Origin of the sequence: Brachybacterium epidermidis (genome assembly GCF_015209585.1) — a bacterium.
In the GTDB taxonomy this organism is placed as follows: domain Bacteria; phylum Actinomycetota; class Actinomycetes; order Actinomycetales; family Dermabacteraceae; genus Brachybacterium; species Brachybacterium epidermidis.
Genome location: NZ_JADEYR010000015.1, coordinates 59,181 through 75,548, shown reverse-complemented (window position 1 = coordinate 75,548; position 16,368 = coordinate 59,181). Strand labels below are relative to the sequence as shown.

14 protein-coding genes and 1 pseudogene are annotated in these 16,368 nt (G+C 72.4%); 5 read left to right on the top strand and 10 right to left on the bottom strand.

Translation table 11 applies throughout. The features are described from left to right. Together IOE58_RS12050 and IOE58_RS12045 are read left to right on the top strand one after the other, a co-directional pair. Nucleotides 1-373: pseudogene (locus IOE58_RS12050) on the top strand (oxidoreductase); the annotation flags it as partial. 59 nt (nucleotides 374-432) lie between these two features. Beyond that, a complete protein-coding gene (locus IOE58_RS12045) occupies nucleotides 433-1,386 on the top strand; it encodes an NAD(P)H-quinone oxidoreductase (RefSeq protein WP_193866626.1) in 954 nt (317 codons plus the stop codon). 38 nt (nucleotides 1,387-1,424) lie between these two features. On the opposite strand, the gene IOE58_RS12040 is transcribed toward IOE58_RS12045, so the two are convergent. Further along, nucleotides 1,425-2,309: an HAD family hydrolase gene (locus tag IOE58_RS12040; RefSeq protein ID WP_228019948.1), complete on the bottom strand. Its 885-nt coding sequence runs from the start codon at nucleotides 2,307-2,309 to the stop codon at nucleotides 1,425-1,427. An 86-nt stretch (nucleotides 2,310-2,395) separates the two neighbouring features. Continuing rightward, nucleotides 2,396-3,658: a serine--tRNA ligase gene (serS, locus tag IOE58_RS12035; RefSeq protein ID WP_193866618.1), complete on the bottom strand. Its 1,263-nt coding sequence runs from the start codon at nucleotides 3,656-3,658 to the stop codon at nucleotides 2,396-2,398. A gap of 188 nt (nucleotides 3,659-3,846) precedes the next feature. On the opposite strand from serS, the gene IOE58_RS12030 reads away from it, so the two are divergent. Next, entirely contained in the window at nucleotides 3,847-5,289 is a 1,443-nt protein-coding gene (locus tag IOE58_RS12030; protein WP_228019945.1) for a diacylglycerol/lipid kinase family protein, read from the top strand. A 7-nt stretch (nucleotides 5,290-5,296) separates the two neighbouring features. Here the strand turns inward: IOE58_RS12030 and pheA are convergent, their stop codons facing one another. From pheA to IOE58_RS12010, 4 genes are read right to left on the bottom strand one after another with little or no spacing between them, the layout of a single operon-like run. Then, entirely contained in the window at nucleotides 5,297-6,286 is a 990-nt protein-coding gene (pheA, locus tag IOE58_RS12025) for a prephenate dehydratase (RefSeq protein WP_193866617.1), read from the bottom strand. A gap of 26 nt (nucleotides 6,287-6,312) precedes the next feature. Beyond that, the gene (locus IOE58_RS12020; RefSeq protein WP_193866616.1) at nucleotides 6,313-6,918 is read right to left on the bottom strand and encodes a GNAT family N-acetyltransferase; all 606 of its coding nucleotides are present in this window, start codon (nucleotides 6,916-6,918) and stop codon (nucleotides 6,313-6,315) included. After that, nucleotides 6,915-7,310, bottom strand: a complete 396-nt coding sequence (locus tag IOE58_RS12015; RefSeq protein ID WP_193866615.1) for a GntR family transcriptional regulator — start codon at nucleotides 7,308-7,310, stop codon at nucleotides 6,915-6,917. The genes IOE58_RS12020 and IOE58_RS12015 overlap by 4 nt, the downstream gene beginning before the upstream one ends. Continuing rightward, entirely contained in the window at nucleotides 7,307-8,404 is a 1,098-nt protein-coding gene (locus IOE58_RS12010) for a hypothetical protein (protein WP_193866614.1), read from the bottom strand. Before IOE58_RS12010 ends, IOE58_RS12015 begins: the two co-directional genes overlap by 4 nt. Before the next feature lie 278 nt (nucleotides 8,405-8,682). On the opposite strand from IOE58_RS12010, the gene IOE58_RS12005 reads away from it, so the two are divergent. Beyond that, the gene (locus tag IOE58_RS12005; RefSeq protein WP_228019942.1) at nucleotides 8,683-10,869 is read left to right on the top strand and encodes a hypothetical protein; all 2,187 of its coding nucleotides are present in this window, start codon (nucleotides 8,683-8,685) and stop codon (nucleotides 10,867-10,869) included. 71 nt (nucleotides 10,870-10,940) lie between these two features. On the opposite strand, the gene IOE58_RS12000 is transcribed toward IOE58_RS12005, so the two are convergent. The 4 genes from IOE58_RS12000 to glsA all read right to left on the bottom strand — a co-directional run bounded on the left by IOE58_RS12000 (nucleotide 10,941) and on the right by glsA (nucleotide 15,461). Further along, the gene (locus IOE58_RS12000) at nucleotides 10,941-12,494 is read right to left on the bottom strand and encodes a glycosyltransferase family 2 protein (RefSeq protein WP_193866613.1); all 1,554 of its coding nucleotides are present in this window, start codon (nucleotides 12,492-12,494) and stop codon (nucleotides 10,941-10,943) included. Further along, nucleotides 12,491-13,321 carry a DUF5926 family protein gene (locus IOE58_RS11995; RefSeq protein WP_193866612.1) on the bottom strand — a complete coding sequence of 277 codons (831 nt, stop codon included), beginning with the start codon at nucleotides 13,319-13,321 and terminating at the stop codon, nucleotides 12,491-12,493. Before IOE58_RS11995 ends, IOE58_RS12000 begins: the two co-directional genes overlap by 4 nt. A 187-nt stretch (nucleotides 13,322-13,508) precedes the next feature. After that, the gene (locus tag IOE58_RS11990) at nucleotides 13,509-13,967 is read right to left on the bottom strand and encodes a hypothetical protein (RefSeq protein WP_193866611.1); all 459 of its coding nucleotides are present in this window, start codon (nucleotides 13,965-13,967) and stop codon (nucleotides 13,509-13,511) included. 435 nt (nucleotides 13,968-14,402) lie between these two features. Next, entirely contained in the window at nucleotides 14,403-15,461 is a 1,059-nt protein-coding gene (gene glsA / locus IOE58_RS11985; RefSeq protein WP_193866610.1) for a glutaminase A, read from the bottom strand. Nucleotides 15,462-15,863: 402 nt separating this feature from the next. Between glsA and IOE58_RS11980 the strand changes: the two genes are divergently transcribed. Beyond that, nucleotides 15,864-16,364, top strand: coding sequence for an FAD-binding oxidoreductase (locus tag IOE58_RS11980; RefSeq protein WP_193866609.1), 501 nt, complete (start codon nucleotides 15,864-15,866; stop codon nucleotides 16,362-16,364). Nucleotides 16,365-16,368: the final 4 nt, after the last annotated feature.

Below are 16,368 nucleotides of genomic sequence, written 5' to 3'. Positions count from 1 at the left end.
GGTGGGCAAGCCGCTGCAGTCCCAGCGGTTCGCAGGGGCGATCGACGGGGTGGGCTCCACGACACTGGCCAACGTGCTGGCCCAGACCAGGTGGGGCGGGACGGTGGCAGCCTACGGGCTCGCCCAGGGGCCGGACCTTCCCGCCACGGTGCTGCCGTTCATCCTGCGGCACGTCACTCTCGCCGGGGTGAACTCGGTGGAGGCGCCGCTGCCGCTGCGCGAGCGGGCGTGGGACGCCCTGTCCCAGGAGCTCGACCTGGAGCTGCTGGACTCGATGACCAGCACCATCGGCCTGTCCGAGGTGATCGGCCACGCTCAGCGCATCCTCGACGGCCAGGTGCGTGGCCGCACCGTCGTGGACGTGGCGCTGTGAGGGCCACGGACGCTGGTGCTGCCGGTGATGCGGCCGGCAATCAGGGGGCGGCACCCCTGATGCGGGCCGTCAGCATCACCAAGGATCACCGTCTCGAACCCGACCGGGTGCCGGAGCCCGCACCCGGGCCGGGTGAGGTGCTGGTGGACGTGGTGGCCGCCGGGGTGAACCGGGCCGACCTGGCGCAGGTGGCTGGGAACTATCCCCCTCCCCCGGGTACCTCCGAGCTGCCCGGGCTCGAGGTCTCCGGTCACCGCCGCGACACCGGGCAGGCCGTGGTGGCGCTGCTGGCCGGCGGTGGCTACGCGGAGGTGGTGGCCGTACCGGAGCGGCAGCTGCTGCCGGTGCCGGAGGGACTGGGCCTGGTGGAGGCCGCTGCCGTGGTGGAGGTGTGTGCCACCGTCATCTCCAACCTGGTGATCGAGGCGCAGCTGCAGGCCGGTGAGACCGTGCTGATCCACGGCGGCACCGGCGGCATCGGCGCCACCGCCATCCAGATCGCCCACGCTCTCGGTGCCCGGGTGCTCACCACCGTCGGCTCCGATGAGGCGACCGGGGCGGTGCGCGCACTGGGGGCCGATGCAGCCTGGAACCGGCACACCACCGACGTGCGCGCCGCGGTGGAGGTGGTGGGCGGGGCCGATGTGATCCTCGACGTGATCGGCGGGCCGGCCCTGGCGGACAACATCGCCATGCTCCGCACCGGAGGCCGCCTGGTCATCATCGGCACCCTGGGCGGTGGCCGCGGTGAACTGCCGGTCGGTGCCCTGATGGGCAAGCGGGCCCGAGTCATCGGCACCACCCTGCGCTCCCGACCCACCGGGGAGAAGCGCGAGATCCTGGCACGCACCCGCGAACTGGTGTGGCCGTGGCTGACCGACGGCACGGTGCGGATCCCGATCCAGCAGCGCCTGCCGCTCGATCGGGCGGCGGAGGCTCATGGGGTGCTGCGCGAGGGCGGGCACCTGGGCAAGGTGGTGCTGGAGGTCGCCACCTCGAGCAACGGCAGGTGAGGCCACGGGCCGCCAGATCCCGCCCTTGACGCAGTGCCTCAGGCGCCGCTGAGGCCTTCCAGCACCAGCACGGTGCCGTCGTCGTAGACGGTGGCGGTCTCGGTGTCGGCCACGTCCTTGACACCCTGCGGGGCCTGGCCCATGGCGATGCCCACGCCGGCCCACTGCAGCATCTCGGTGTCGTTGAAGCCGTCCCCTACGGCGACGGTGCGGCTCTGCTCGATGCCGAGGCGCTCGCGGATCTCCTCCAGGGCGGTGGCCTTGGAGACGCCGGGGGCGGCCATGTCCAGCCAGGCCGTCCAGCCGATCGCGTACTCCACGCCGTGCACGCCCGATTCGGCGACCACCTTCGAGAACTCCTGCGGGGTGAGGTCCGGGACGTGCACCACCACGCGCACCGCCTCCAGCACCATCAGCTCGTCGAGGTTCGTCTCCTTGGCGCGCACGCCGAAGCTGGCGTCCTGGAAGCCGGGGGTGGCGTGGAAGGAGCCGTCGGGCATCTCCACCGCGTAGTGGGCATCCGGTGCGACCTCCCGCAGGGTGGCCAGGGCGTGGCCGGGCTGGAAGGTGCGGGTCGCCATCACGCGGTGACCGGCCTCGAGCTCGGGATCCATCTCCACGGTCACCGCGCCGTTGGAGCACACCGCGTAGCCGCGCTCGATGCCGGCGGCCTCGACGATGGGCAGGGTGGCGCCGATGGAGCGGCCCGTGGCGATCACCACGTGGTGGTCCCGGGCAGCCTGGCGCAGCGCGGCGCGCATGGGGTCGCTCATGGCACCGTCGTGGTCCACCAGGGTGCCGTCCACGTCCAGCCCTATCAGCAGGTCGGTACCGGCGATGGGCTCGAGCAGCTCGTTCAGGCGGGAACGGGCGGCGTCGATGTGGGCGGTACGGGCTGCGGGGGCGGTGTCCGTGGACGTCATGCCGGGCAGTGTGTCAGCGGCATCTGACCGTCGGGTGAACCGGCGGTGACGGACGGCATGCAGCAGCGAGCGCAGGGGGCGTGCCATCAGGCGATGACCTCGAAGACCTCGCGTCCGCCCAGGTAGGGCCGCAGCCCCTCGGGAACCACCACCGAGCCGTCGGGCTGCTGGTGGTTCTCCAGGATGGCGGCGATGAAGCGGGTGGTGCCCAGGGTGCCGTTGAGGGTGGCGACCGGGCGCAGGCCGTCCTCGGTGCGCTCGCGGATGTTCAGGCGGCGGGCCTGGAACTGGGTGGTGTTCGAGGTGGAGGTGAGCTCGCGGTAGGTGTTCTGGCTGGGCATCCAGGCCTCGCAGTCGAACTTGCGGGCGGCGGAGGTGCCCAGGTCACCGGCGGCGGTGTCGATGATCCGGTAGGGCACGTCGATGCGGGCCAGCATCTCGCGCTCCCAGTCCAGCAGGCGCTCGTGCTCGTCGTAGGAGTCCTCGATGCGGCAGTAGGAGAACATCTCCACCTTGTGGAACTGGTGGACGCGGATGATGCCGCGAGTGTCCTTGCCGTAGCTGCCGGCCTCGCGGCGGTAGCAGGCGCTCCAGCCGGCGTAGCGCAGGGGCCCGTCGGACAGGTCCAGCACCTCGTTCGCGTGGTACCCGGCCAGCGCCACCTCGCTGGTGCCCACCAGGTAGAGGTCGTCCCCCTTGTCCAGGTGGTACACCTCGTCGGCGTGCTCGCCCAGGAAACCGGTCCCCTCCATGGCCTCGGGCAGCACCAGGGTGGGGGTGATCATCGGGGTGAACCCGGCCTTGGTGGCCTGGTCGATGGCGGAGTTGAGGATGGCCAGCTCGAGCTGGGCGCCCACGCCGGTGAGGAAGTAGAAGCGGGCCCCGGAGACCTTGGCGCCGCGGGCCATGTCGATCGCGCGCAGGCCCTCGGCGATCTCGAGGTGGTCCTTGATCGGGTGCTCGAACTGACGGGGCTCGCCCACCAGCTGGCGCACCTCGAAGTCCTCCTCGAGGCCCTCGGGGGCGCCCTCGGCGATGTTGGGGATGGAGCGCAGCAGCTCGTCGCGGGCAGTGACGGCCTCGGCGGTGGCCGCCTCGAGCCGCTTGACCTCCGCGGCGAGCTCCTTGACCTGGGCCAGCAGCTGCTGCTTCTCCTCGCCCTGGGCCTTGGCGACCTGCTTGCCGAAGGTCTTCTGCTCGGCCCGCTTGGACTCGAAGGCGGTGGTGGACTCGCGCCAGCGCGCGTCGGCCTCCAGCACGGAGTCGACGACGGAGGGGTCACGCCGACGGGCCCGCTGGGCCTCACGGACGACGTCGGGGTTCTCGCGCAGCTGCCGCAGATCGATCATTGGTCCAGGGTACCTGCGCATGAGCGCCCTCCCCCAGCGGAGCTCGACAGCAGCGAGGAGGCGCGCCGCCGGCCATTGGGCGCCGGCCCGACGGGCAGGGACAGACGGCCGACGGGCAGGGGCGGGGTGCCGGGCGAGCGGCAGGCGGCGTGCCCGGCGATATCGGACATCGCGACTATCCTGGCGCCATGGATCAGACCCTCATGGTGCTCCTCATCGCCCTGGCTGTCGCCGCCGTCATCGGGCTCGTCATGCTCGCGATGGTGCTGCAGCGCCAGGGACGGCACGGCAAGGACATCGCCGCCCTGCGGGACGAGGTGCGCGGCGCCGTCCACGCCGGCCGGGCGCGTCGCGCCGCAGGCGCCGTCTCCAGCGGCTCGGACCAGACCGAGCTCGGCGACGCGGCCCGCGGTGCATCCGTCGGGGCGGCCGCCGGTGCAGCAGGCACCGGGCCCGACGACGAGCGCTCCGCGGACCGCGCGAACTCCCGCGCCTCGGGCTCCCTGCCGGGTGCCGCCCAGTCCCGGCAGGACGGTGCCGGCGCCGACGAGCACGCCCACCCCGAGGCCGGTGACTGGGGCCGCTCCCAGGACTCCTTCGAGGACGAGGCCACGGAGGAGGACCCGCAGCACCAGGAGACCGAGATCGGCAAGCGCCTGGACAAGGTCGCCATCGTGCTGAACCCCTCCAAGTTCGCCGACGAAGAGGCCTTCCGCACCCGCATCACCGAGGTGATCGAGCGGATCGAGGGCTCCGAGGTCGCCTTCTACGAGACCACCGTGGAGGATCCGGGCCGGGGCATGGCACGGCAGGCCGTGAGCGACGGCGCCGACCTGGTGGTGGCCGCCGGTGGCGACGGCACCGTGCGCATGGTGGCCTCGGAGCTCGCCGGCACCGACACCCTGATGAGCATCATCCCCGCCGGCACCGGCAACCTCCTGGCCCGCAACGTCGAGCTGCCGCTGGACGACCCGGCCGCGGCGATGACCGCCATCCTCACCGGTCAGGATCGCCTGGTGGACGTGGGCTGGCTGCGCGTGGGCAGCACTGCGGCCGAGGCGCAGTCCGCCAGCAAGCAGGTGTTCCTGGTGATCGCCGGCTTCGGGGCCGACGCCGAGATGATCGGCAATACCGGGGACGAGATGAAGAAGCGCATCGGCTGGGTCGCCTACGTCTTCGGCGGCGTGAAGTCGATCCTCGGTCGCTCGATCGACATCGTGGTGGACCTGCCGGACGGCTCCCGCCACCCCCACAAGGCCCGCACCGTGCTGCTGGGCAACGTGGGCAAGCTCCCCGGCGGGATCACCCTGATGCCGGATGCTGCGATCGACAATGGGCGCCTCGAGGTGCTCGTGGCCAGCTGGACGGGTGCAGCCGGGTTCAGCCAGTTGGCCAGCCACATCATGAACCCCAGCGCGGTTGCGCAGCCAAAGCGCCGCCTGCGCCGTGGTCCGCGCCTGTCCACGCTGGAGGCGTACCACACCGAGTCCATCAAGGTGGCCACCACCAAGCCGCAGATGGTGCAGCTGGACGGCGACACCGACGTGGAGGCCACCCATCTGATCGCCGAGGTGGACCCGGGCGTGCTGCACCTGCGGGTGCCCGTCAGCTCCAGCCCCACCCGGGACTGAGAGGCGCTCAGTCCGCCTGAGCGTTCAGGTCACCCTGGGCTGGGCGGGTGACCATGGAGGTCAGCGACTCGACCCAGTCGCGGGCCTCGTCGTAGGCCTCGTCGGCGTAGTCCTCGCGGAACTCGGGGCGCTGCCCGTCCACCCGCGGGTAGGAGCCCAGGTAGTGGACCACGGGGCACACGCGGTGCAGGGCCCTCAGCGCAGCGGCCACGCGGCGGTCCTCGATGTGCCCTTCGACGTCGATCGAGAAGGAGTACCTGCCCAGGAAGTCCCCGATGGGGCGCGACTCGATGCGAGAGAGGTTCACCCCGTTGGCGCTGAACATCTCCAGCATCTCCAGCAGCGCACCGGCGCGGTTGTGCGGCAGCTGCACCACCAGCGTGGACTTGTCCGACCCGGTGCGTGCCGGGATCCGGCCCTCCCGGGTGACCAGCACGAAGCGGGTCTGGGCGCCCTGGTGGTCCTCGATCCCCTCGGCCAGCACCTCCAGTCCGAAGTGGCGGGCGGCCAGCGGGGAGCACACTGCTGCGCGTCCCACGGAGTCCTCTGCGGTGGCGGAGGCGAGATCGCGTGCGGCGGCGGCCGTCGAGGAGGAGGCTGCGATGCTCGCCTCGGGCAGGTGCGCCCGCAGCCAGCCCTGCACCTGGGCCTGGGCGTGCGGGTGGGAGGCCACGGTGGTGACCTCGCTGGGGTCCATCGGCTCGCGGGCGGCGAGCACGAAGGTGATCGGCACGACCTGCTCGGCGACGATGGTGATGGAGTCGGTGGCGGCCAGCACGTCGAGGGTGCCGGAGACACCGCCCTCCACGGAGTTCTCGATGGGGGCCATGAGGGCGTCGATGTCCCCGGCCAGCAGGTCGGTGGTGGCGGTGGCCACGGAGGCGAAGGGCACCAGCTCCGGTTCGGCGCCCGCGAACTCCTCGGGCGTCTCGGCCAGGGCCTGCAGCAGCGCCTGATGGGTGAAGGTGGTCTCGGGGCCGAGGAATCCGTACCGCATGAGCCGTGAGTGTAGTGCCGGGCAGATCAGCGCAGCGGAAGCGTCCAGCGCTCCACGAGGCGGGCGGCATCGGCCGGGTGCCGTTCGGTGACTGTGGCATGGCCGGTGCGGAGGGGCCTGGCGCCGATGCCGCGGGCCACGGCCTGGGATGCGCTGTTGCCCGGGGCGATCCGCAGCACCAGCTCCACGATGCGCGTCTCCCGCCGTGCTCGCTGCACGAGCGCACCGGCGATGCGCGCGCCCAGTCCGCGCCCGCGGTGGGCCGGCAGCACCCAGTAGGTCAGCGCCGCCTGCCCCCGGTCCAGGCCGGACCCGAGGAGGTGGAGCCCTCCCCCGCCGATGAGATGGCGGGCTCCGCTGCCGGTCGCGGCGGTCCTGCCCGCAGGAGCGGTGGCCCTCCTTGAGTGAACGTGGTCGATCGCGTCAGCATGCTCGGTCACCTCCCCCGCAGGCGCCATGGCGGCGAACTCCCGCAGTGGCCCGTCGGCCCGCCATCGCTCCGCTCGGCGCAGGAACGCATCGAGGGTCTCGGCCTCCCAGCGGACGCCGAACACCTCGTCGGCCAGGCTCTGGTCCTGGCCGTGCAGGATCTGCTCGGCGTGCTCAGGCCCCAGCGGCACCAGGTGGATCACGAGCCGTGGGGGCTGCCGGACCCGGGACCGGCACGCAGTGCGCGGCGCACGGCCTCAAGGATCGCCTCGTCGCCGAAGCCTTCACTGCGCGCAGCGCCGACGGCGTCATCGGCCAGGCGCTGCAGATCGGGGTTGAACTCCGCGATGGGGGCGCCCTCGGCGATCCGCGTCCCCGCCCCGCGCCGGGTGATCAGCACGCCGGATTCCTCGAGCTCCTTGTAGGCGCGGGCGACGGTGCCCGGGGCGAGCCCCAGGTCCCCGGCCAGGGTGCGGATGGCCGGCAGCCGGTCCCCCGTCACCAGCACTCCACTTGCCACCTGGTCCAGGATGGCGCGGCGGATCTGCTCGTAGGGCGGGGTGGGGTCCTCCAGGTCCACGACCAGCGTGCTCATCGCCCCTCCCTGACCGGGGCGGTCCACCCGGCCAGCGGCGACCCCTGCCCGTGTGGTCCGGACAGGCGCTCCATCGCACGCTCTGCCTCGGCACCGTCGGACGGAGCACCGACAGCGCGCGAGGGCAGGTCGGGGGTCGACGTCCCCGCAGCCGGGCCTCGGCTTCCGGGTTTCCCGGTGCGGGCCCGGTTGGCGCTGTCGGGGATGCGGCGAGCGATGGCGGCAGGCACGCACACCATCACTGCGCCCAGCACTGCGGACAGCAGGCCCACGATGGCTACCGCCACGGAGATGACGGTGCCGGCCACCCCGAGCACCATCTCCTGGTACTCCGGCTGTGCCACCCGCAGGAAGCCCAGCAGCCCGTGCATCGCCAGGACCTGTGCTGTGAGGCCGGTCCCCACCGCGATCGCGCCCAGCAGGGAGGTGACCGAGCGGCGCCGCAGCAGCAGGTCGTGCGGGTCCGCGCTGGGCCTGCGCCGCGCCACGATCACCAGCGCGCCGATGCCCGTGAGTGCCAGAACTCCCAGTGCCACCAGCACGGGCACCGTGTACCACTGCCCGGGGAACGGCCCGTAGGCGCCCGAGGTGAAACCGTCCACCCCGGTGTGCGCGAGGCTGCGGCCAGGCCTTCCCTGGTCGTCCGGTGAGGCCACAGCGGTGGTGAACAGGGCGTATGCGATCAGGGCGATCGCGGAGACGGCGGCGTTCATCAGGGCGGGGCGCGACACCAGCGCGCGTGAGTCGCGGGGGGCGAGCAGGCCGTAGCGCTGCGAGGCGGAGCGCGCCGGCAGCGTCAGCTCACCGACGAGGATGGCGAGAACCAGGGCCGTCACCCCGATCAGGAGCGATGTCCCGGTCAGGGCTCCCAGTCCGAGCCGGCCTGAGGGCCATGTCCCCTGCAGGCTCAGCGCCACGATCCCGATGGTGAGGACGACGGCAGCGACCGCGCCGATCCACCGCGCCAGCAGTGCCCCGCGGTGCAGCCCGGTGCGCTCGCTGCTGGAGATGGTGGCGTACACCAGCAGTGCTGCCACTGCGAGCAGGGGGAGCACCAGCGTCCCCATCATCCCCAGCAGGGCGATTCCGCTCATGACTGTCTCCCCTCACCCGTCGCGGAGGGTCGGTCCGTCCCGCCCGTCACCGCTTGTATCGATTGCCTGGCACAAGCATGCACCGAACGGGTGTTTGTGTCAAGGCGTTGGGACAAGATCCGTCATGGTCTGCATCTTTCCGCGGGGCGCGGTGCCCGGGGCGCCGGCCACGAGGCGCGGGGGCGCAGGGCGTCGGCCACGAGACGCGGGGTGCGGGCCGCGGGTGCGCGGGGCGTCGGCGCACCGTCCCGGCCCGGGGCGAGCCGTAGCATCGGAGCGTGCTTCCTCACCGCCCCACCGCACCGGTGGCCCCCTCGTCATCGACGACGGGGGTCCTGACGATCACGCCACGTGGCGCTGCGGGCTCGGTGCTGCGCAGGCTCGCGCTCAGCCTGGTGGCCGCGCTGCTGCTGGTTCCCGGACTGACGGTGCTGATCCCTCCGTCTGCGCAGGCCGATGACACGGGTGCCCCCGCCGAGGATCCGGTGCGCCTGGTGATCGCCACGGCCGGACTCGCCTGGGAGGACATCAGCCGCGTGGACACCCCCTCGCTGCAGTGCCTCGCGGACGTGTCCGGGGTGGGCGCGATGAACACCACCTCCACCACAGTGGTGAGTACGAAGCGCCAGGGCATGGAGACCCTGCGCACCGGGTACCGGGGGCTCGCCGAGGAGGCGCCGCGCACCGCCGGGATCCCCTCGCCGCCCACGGACCAGTGGCAGCAGCTGGACGTGCCCGTGGTCGAGGTCGACGCCGCCGGTGGGGGCGAGACTCTCGCTGATGTCGCGCAGCAGGTCTCCAGCGGGCTGGACGACGGGGCGATCCTGCTGGTGGACGCCGGGTCCGTGCCCGATCACGACGACCCCGGCCGCCCCGAGGCACTCGCCGCGCTGGACTCGCAGGTGAGGGCAGTGCTGGACGCCGCCGGTGTGGAGCGCGGGCTCTCCGACGCCAAGGGCGATGGCGGGGTGAGCACCCACCCCGGGGATGCCGCCTGCACTGAGGGGGCGCTCCCCCGCACCCTGCTGCTCTCCGTCGCCGCGACCGACCCTCCCGTCTCCGAGCTCGACGAGGTGGAGCGCACCGGCGCCGTCGCCTCCCGCACCGTGGGGCTGCAGGTCGCGATGGACAGCGCCTTTCCCGGCCAGGCCCTCACCAGCGGTGCCACCAAGCAGAGAGGCGTGGTGGTGCTCACCGATGCCTTGGCCACCGTCCTCACCTCGCACGACACCTCGCCCGACGGGCTGATCCCCGGGCAGCCGTTCCGGGGGGTGGGCCATCCCGATCCGCAGCGCCTGGCAGTGGATCGCTCGATGGCGGCCGCCGCGGTCGACGCCGCCTCCGTGCCCGCCCTGGGCTCCTGGTTCGGGATCGGCCTGGTGGGCGCGGTGCTGCTGCTGATCCCGGCCACCGCGCGCCGTCCTCGCGTGGCCGCGGTGGCCCGGGCGGCGGCGTCGGTCGCACCCCTGCCGCTGGCCGTCGGACTGTTCGCCTCGATCGTGCCGTGGTGGCGGGCCGAGCCGCAGGCGCTGGCGCTGACCGGTGTGGTGTGGGCGGGCAGCGCCCTGCTGGCAGCCGTCTGCCTCGCCGGCCCGTGGAGGCGCCACCGCTTCGGCCCCGCCGGGGTGGCCGCTGCCCTGGTGGCCGGGCTGGTGCTGCTGGAATCCGCCACCGGCTCCCGCTTCCAGCTGGGCTCACCATTGGGCGCTCAGCCCATCTCCGGCGGGCGTTTCTACGGCCTGTCCAATCACCTCTTCGGCCTGGTCCTGGGGGCATCCCTGATGGCCCTGCTGTGCCTGTTCACGGTGGTGCGCACCGCGCGGGCGCGGGTGCTGTGGACCCTGACGGCGGGGGCGGTGGTCGCGATCGTGTGCGTGGCCCCGTCGATGGGCGCGGACTTCGGGTCGATGCTCGCCACGGTCCCGGTGTTCGGGCTGCTGGCCCTGCTGGTCTCCGGGATTCGCGTGCGCATCTGGCACTTGGCCCTGCTGGCCATCGCCGGTGCCGCCGCGGTGCTCGGGGTGTCGTTCCTGGACTGGCTGCGCCCCCCGGAGGAGCGCACCCACCTGGGGCGCTTCATCGACGAGCTGCTCAGCGGGGAGCTGATCGCGGTGGTGGTCCGCAAGCTCGCCCAGAACGTGGCGATGGTGACCGGGTACTGGGGGCTCGGCATACTGATGCTGCTGGCCATTGCCCTGTCGGTGGTGATCCTGATGCCGGGTCGACTGGGCCTGCCGCGCCTGGCACGGATGGACGCGGAACATCCCGCGTCCTACCCCGTGCGAGTGGCGCTGGTGGTGGGTGCCTGGCTGGGCTACGCCGTCAACGACACCGGTCCCGTGCTGGTGGCGGCGATGCTCGCCGTGTGGATCACGCAGCTGCCCGCGGTGCTGCCGGATCCATCCGGTCCTGAGGTGTACCAGCCGGCGGCGGGTGCACACGCGGAGCCGCCCGCTGGATGCTGAGCACAGGGGTCCTGCACGCGGGCGCCACCGGGCCAGAATCGAAGCGCCGCGCCGGGCATGTGCCCTCAGGCTCAGTGCTCGTCGTTCTCCGCGTCCACGGCGGCGTGCACCACGAGCGAGGTGTACTCGTCGGCCGTCAGCGGCGGGACGATCGATGGCGGCAGCACCGGCTCGGGGGCGTCCAGGTGCGAGGCGATGATCACGGCGTGCTGCGGATCGAAGGGGCCCGAGACAGGAGCGCTGTGCAGACGCTCGGTGAGCGCATCCAGGTCGACGCCGGCCAGCAGCACCACGTCATCGGGCTCGAAGGCCCCCGCCACCGGGAGTGCGCGCAGCTGCCCGTCGAGCCTCCCGGCGTCCATGTCGCCCAGTGCGCGGGTCTGGTCGTCACTGAAGGTGCCGGCGACCGGGAGCGCCTGCAACGCTGCGCGTCGACGGTCGGCGCGGTCGTCGGCGCCCGTGTCCGGCGTGATGGACCAGGCGTCCTCGTCGTCGGTGTCGGCCTCGTGGGAGCGAGCCGGGGCGATGGGCGATGTGGCAGACCCGTCGGATGCCGTCGTCGACGAGTCCGGGGCCGCGTCGACCGGGGCGGGGCGGTCAGCGCCCTCAGCCGCACCCGGCACCTCTGCCGGCCCGGGATGCGCGGGGTCGGGGACAGGGGGCGCTGGGTCAGCGGGCACCGGGTCGAGGCGCGCGGCCCCCGATGCTGCGTCGGCCTCCTGGGAGGCGCTGGTGCCGGTGGCGGCTGTCTGCGGAGCTGCTGCCGACGGGGTTGCCGCGTCGTCCTCGGCGGGTTCGTCCGGGGTGACATGGCGGCGTCGTGCCAGGGCCCGCAGCACGTCCTTGAGCTGGCGGGCGCGGTGCAGCTGACCGCTCAGGTCCCGGCCCGTGGCCCGATGGTGCAGATCGCACTCGATCTCCTTGACCCAGAAACCTCCGGTGAGGGCGTCGATGGTCAGGGAGGTCTCCACGCCCCAGCCCGGTGCCAGCGGCTGGCAGGCGTCCCAGGTCTCCCGGGTGATGCAACGAGTGCCGGACAGCGGCTGGGTCGGCTCCCATCCGGTGGCGCGCAGGATCCCGGAGCGGGCGGTGCGCACCACGATGCCGAGCCCGGCGGCGCCGTCCTGCGGGGGCAGCAGGGCGATGGCCATGTCCACGCCGTCACCGAGGACCGCGTCGACCAGCGGCTGCGCTGCGGTGCCGCTGCCCTCCATGTCGGCGTCGAGGAACAGCAGGGCGCGGGGCCGTTCACCGTCCGCGTCGATCACCGGCAGCGGACCGGTGTGGCCGGGCACCCGCGGTTCGGCATGCAGCTCCTCGCGGAAGGCCTCCCCTCCGTCGGCCCGGTGGGCATCCTCGCGCATCGCGACCAGCTGGGCGCCCGTGGCCATCGCCGCGGCCTTGCCGCGGTTGGTCTTGTGCCGCACCACCAGGGCGTCCGCACCCATGGCCACGGCGGCGGTGGCGTCGGTGGAGCCGTCGTCGACCACCACCACCAGGTCCACCCCGTCGATGCGACGGGCGGCCTCGATGGTCGCCGCGATGCGCGCCGCCTCGTTCTTGGCGGGGATGACGACGGCGACGCTGGTGGGGCGGTCGGTCGTGAGTGGCCCCGCGGTGCTCATCGCAGCGTCACCTGTCGGGCCACGATGCCGCCGCGCGCCCTCCGCTCGAGCGGGGTGAGGGGCTCCTCGGTGTCCAGGGCCTCCTCGAAGCGGGTGCGGAAGGCCTCGGCCTCCTTCTCCACCCCCTCGACGCCGTACCCGGTGGGCAGGTCCCACACGGGGATGGTCATGCCCTCGGCGCGGAAGGAGCCCACGTACTTGGTGTCCTCCCCCACGCCGGATTCGCGGCGAGCGTGGAGGCGGGCCACGGCGTCGATCACCCTGTCCTCGTCGGCATCCAGCACCCAGCGCAGGTGCTCCTTGGGGCCGGCGTCCACCCAGTAGGCGTGCGGCAGGCCCTCCACGGGCTTGGTGGGCATGATCGACTCGTCGGCCTGCTTGATGGACTGCTCGATCTCGGCGGTGCGCTCGGCGCCCGGGTCCACCCAGAAGTCGAAGCTGTCGTGCACGGCGATCGGGAAGTCGCCGGTGAGATCCAGCAGGTCCTGCAGGCGGGGAGACTCGTCGGTCAGCTGCACGGTGGTCACCGGGGTGCCGGGCTCGGCCTCGAGGGCCTGCAGCAGCACCTGGCCGATACCGCGGGACAGGTCACCGCCCGGGAAGGTGGACTGCACGCCGATGATCACCGAACCGTCGGTGCGACGCACGGCCGGCCAGGCCATCGGCAGGATCGTGGCCAGCACGACGTCCACACCGCCGTGCTCCTCGACGGTGGTCGCAGTCATCGTGGCCGCGGGGATCAGCTGGCGCATCGCCACCAGGTCGCGCTCGGCGGGGATCCCCTCGAAGGGGCGTCGGACCAGGGCATTGCTCGAGGTGGAACTCATGGCGGGAAGTCTACCGACCGGCGGGGCCGCCACAACGGAGCCGGGCCTCACCTCGAACCCGTCGGTGGGGAGAGCACTGCATCGGGCGCGGGCGGGCTCCCGGGCCCTCATGCGCTCGGGCGCCGACCCTTGGGGAGCCTGCTGTTGGTCGACGAGCCGGCCGACGCCAGCTGGCCCTGCTGCGCAGTCAGCCCGTCAGCGCGGACTCGTCGCAGGCACCCTCGACCTCCACGGCGAGGCCATGCAGGTAGATAGTCGATTCGCCCCTCCACGAGTCGATCCGCAGTCGCCCGCCTGCAGGCCCCTCCGTCTCGAACCCGTAGGCGGCTCCGCCGGTGTACTCAGGATCGCCCACCTCCCCCAGCCCGTGCTCGGCCAGCACCTCGTTGACGCGCTCACGTCGATCAGGCCAGCTCGGGTCGCTCTCCTCGAGCCGCAGCGGGGTGCTCCACGTGCCGGGCCGCCACCGGCAGCTGCCGTCCTCCCCAGGCGCGAGCGCCTCCCGATCCGGGCCGCTCCATTCCGCCTCCTCCCCCAAGGTGAAGGCTTCCTGCAGTTCCTCCACCAGGGCCGCGACCTCGTTGCGCGCCTCCACCAGCGGTACGGCCTCACCCGGCCCCGGCGTGCATCCTGAGATCAGTGCCATGACCAGTGCCCCTCCCCATATCCCTCGGTATCGCCACGTGTGCATCGACGTCCTTCCTGGCTCTCGCCCACGTTATCCACATACGTGGGACTGGTGCCATGTCGGTACCGATAACGGGGATGAGCGAGCGGAACGAGGATGGCATGTTCTACGGGGCCGATACGGAATCGCTGCGGCGGTGCGCCGATGTCGTCCCCAGCCACGTGTGCGTCGTGGACGAGGTCATCCGCCCGTCACACGGATCTGAGCCCAGCATCCGTCTCATCAATCCCTGGGGGGATGTGAACTCGCACAAGCCGCAGGTCCTCGAACTCACCCAGAGCGAGTACTCACGGAGCTTCGTCTCGCACAATCCGCACGGGACCTGATCCCCTCGCCCCTCCCGGCCATGCGTCGCCCAGGGCCGCGCGGCGCCCCTGCCGCGCCCGACGTCGTTCAGGGCAGGCGCCCCAGTTCCTCGGCCCGCCGCTCCAGGTCGGTCGGCTCCTGCCCGTCCAGCATGTGCAGGGCGAAGTCCTCACTGATCCGCTCGAACGCCAGGGTGCCGCGCACGGAGTTGCCGTGCTGGTCCAGCTGCGGTGCGTAGGTGGCGATGCCGAACCGCGACGGCAGAGCGGCGATGATGCCACCGCCCACCCCGGACTTCGCGGGGATGCCCACATCGCTGACCCAGTCACCGGCGTTGTCGTACATCCCGCAGGTGAGCATCACCGAGAGCACCTGCCGCGACGCCACCCGGGAGAACACCTCCACACCGGTGATGGGATTGGTGCCGCCCCCGGCGAGGGTCGCGGCCATCACCGCGAGATCCGCCACGCTCACCAGCACCGAGCAGCCCTCGGTGTACCCGCCGACGACGTCCTGCGCGTTCTCGTCCATCGAGCCGGCCGCACGCAGCATGTAGGCCAGCGCCAGGTTGCGGTCGGCGGTCTCGAGCTCGACCTTCCGGGTCTCCTCGTGCACCTCCAGGGTGCGCCCGGCGGCGGCGTCGAGCACCTCGCGCAGCCGCTTGGTGCGCTCCTGCTGGGTGGGGCCGAGCATCGCGTGGGTGCGGATCGCACCGATGTTCACCAGGGGGTTCTTGGGCTTCTTCGTGACCGGATCCAGGCTGAGCGCGTTGAACTCCTCCCCCGTGGGCTCCTCGTCCACGATGGAGGTGACGTAGTCCAACCCGTGCAGGTCGATCGCCGCCCCGTAGGCGAAGGCCTTCGAGATGGACTGCACCGGGAACGCGTGCTCACTGCCCACCGAGGTGATCTCCCCGTCGATCGAGCACAGGGCCACCCCGATCTGGTCCTCCTTCGCGCCGGACAGCAGCGCCAGCTCCGGGATCTCGCCCTCGCTCTCGGCGGAGGACAGTGCCTCCTCCAGGCGCTCCAAGTACGTGCGCAGGGCGGTGTCGGGGTAGGTGCTGGCCTCGCGGTCGCTGTCCGGGTCGGAGCGCGGCGCGGGATGGGCGCTATAGCCGGGTGTGGTGTGGAATGCGGCAGACACACCGCCGACGTTACATGGGCCGCGCCGCAGCGTCCCCCGCACGGCCGGACACCCGACCCGCCGCACCACCACCGACCCGCCGCACCACCACCGACCCACCGCGCCATCACCTACCCGCGCAGCCAAGCCCCTGAGCTGCCGCCAACCGGCGGCCAGACGCGCTTCCGGCGGCTGGACCCGCTTCCGGCGGTTGGCCCCGCTCCCGGCGGCCGGACCCGCTCCCGGCGGCCGGACCCCCGACCTTGAGTTCGACATCGAGGCAGTTGGCGTTTACACGGCTCGATTCCGCCAACTGCCCCAACATCGACGCTCTCAACGCGCCGCGTCAGGTGCCCGCACCCTGCGCGAGCGCGAGCCTGCCCTGCACGAAGGGCTGCTGCGACTGATGCGCAGGTGCGCGAGGTGCCCGAACTGCGGCGCATCATCACCGAGCGCTTCGCCATGAAGAACACCATGGGCTACGGCATCAACGCCCTGCTGGACTTCGATCAGCCGGCCGATGTGCTCGCCCACCTGGTGGTGGGGTCGGAAGGGACGCTCACCTTCGTCTCCTCCGCGGTATTCCGCACCGTGCCGGTGCAGAAGCACGTGGCCACAGGGCTGCTCACCGCGCCGTCCCTGCAGGCGGCCACCGCGATGCTGCCGGGCGTGGTGCAGGGGGGCTTCGCCGCCGTGGAGCTGCTGGATGCCCGGTCCTTGCTGACCGCGCAGCAGCTGGCCGGGTCCCCGCAGGAGATCGCGGCACCGGACGTGCAGGACCATGCCGCGCCGCTGGTGGAGCAGCGGGTGCCGGTGGCCTGGGGCGGCAGCGACGGGCTGAGGAGGCCCTGGTCACCCGGAGCCGCTGGCCGCGGCCCACCGTCACGGACATTCGGCGACAATGGGACGTCGATCGGCGCCTGACCAT

Bases quoted from the DNA above. Each gene is read 5' to 3' on its own strand.
- IOE58_RS11995 (WP_193866612.1), bottom strand. From the start codon at position 13,321: ATGAGTTCCACCTCGAGCAATGCCCTGGTCCGACGCCCCTTCGAGGGG.
- serS (WP_193866618.1), bottom strand. From the start codon at position 3,658: ATGATCGATCTGCGGCAGCTGCGCGAGAACCCCGACGTCGTCCGTGAG.
- IOE58_RS12015 (WP_193866615.1), bottom strand. From the start codon at position 7,310: ATGAGCACGCTGGTCGTGGACCTGGAGGACCCCACCCCGCCCTACGAG.
- pheA (WP_193866617.1), bottom strand. From the start codon at position 6,286: ATGCGGTACGGATTCCTCGGCCCCGAGACCACCTTCACCCATCAGGCG.
- IOE58_RS11990 (WP_193866611.1), bottom strand. From the start codon at position 13,967: ATGGCACTGATCTCAGGATGCACGCCGGGGCCGGGTGAGGCCGTACCG.
- IOE58_RS12030 (WP_228019945.1), top strand. From the start codon at position 3,847: ATGGATCAGACCCTCATGGTGCTCCTCATCGCCCTGGCTGTCGCCGCC.
- IOE58_RS12040 (WP_228019948.1), bottom strand. From the start codon at position 2,309: ATGACGTCCACGGACACCGCCCCCGCAGCCCGTACCGCCCACATCGAC.
- IOE58_RS12010 (WP_193866614.1), bottom strand. From the start codon at position 8,404: ATGAGCGGAATCGCCCTGCTGGGGATGATGGGGACGCTGGTGCTCCCC.
- IOE58_RS12045 (WP_193866626.1), top strand. From the start codon at position 433: ATGCGGGCCGTCAGCATCACCAAGGATCACCGTCTCGAACCCGACCGG.
- IOE58_RS12000 (WP_193866613.1), bottom strand. From the start codon at position 12,494: ATGAGCACCGCGGGGCCACTCACGACCGACCGCCCCACCAGCGTCGCC.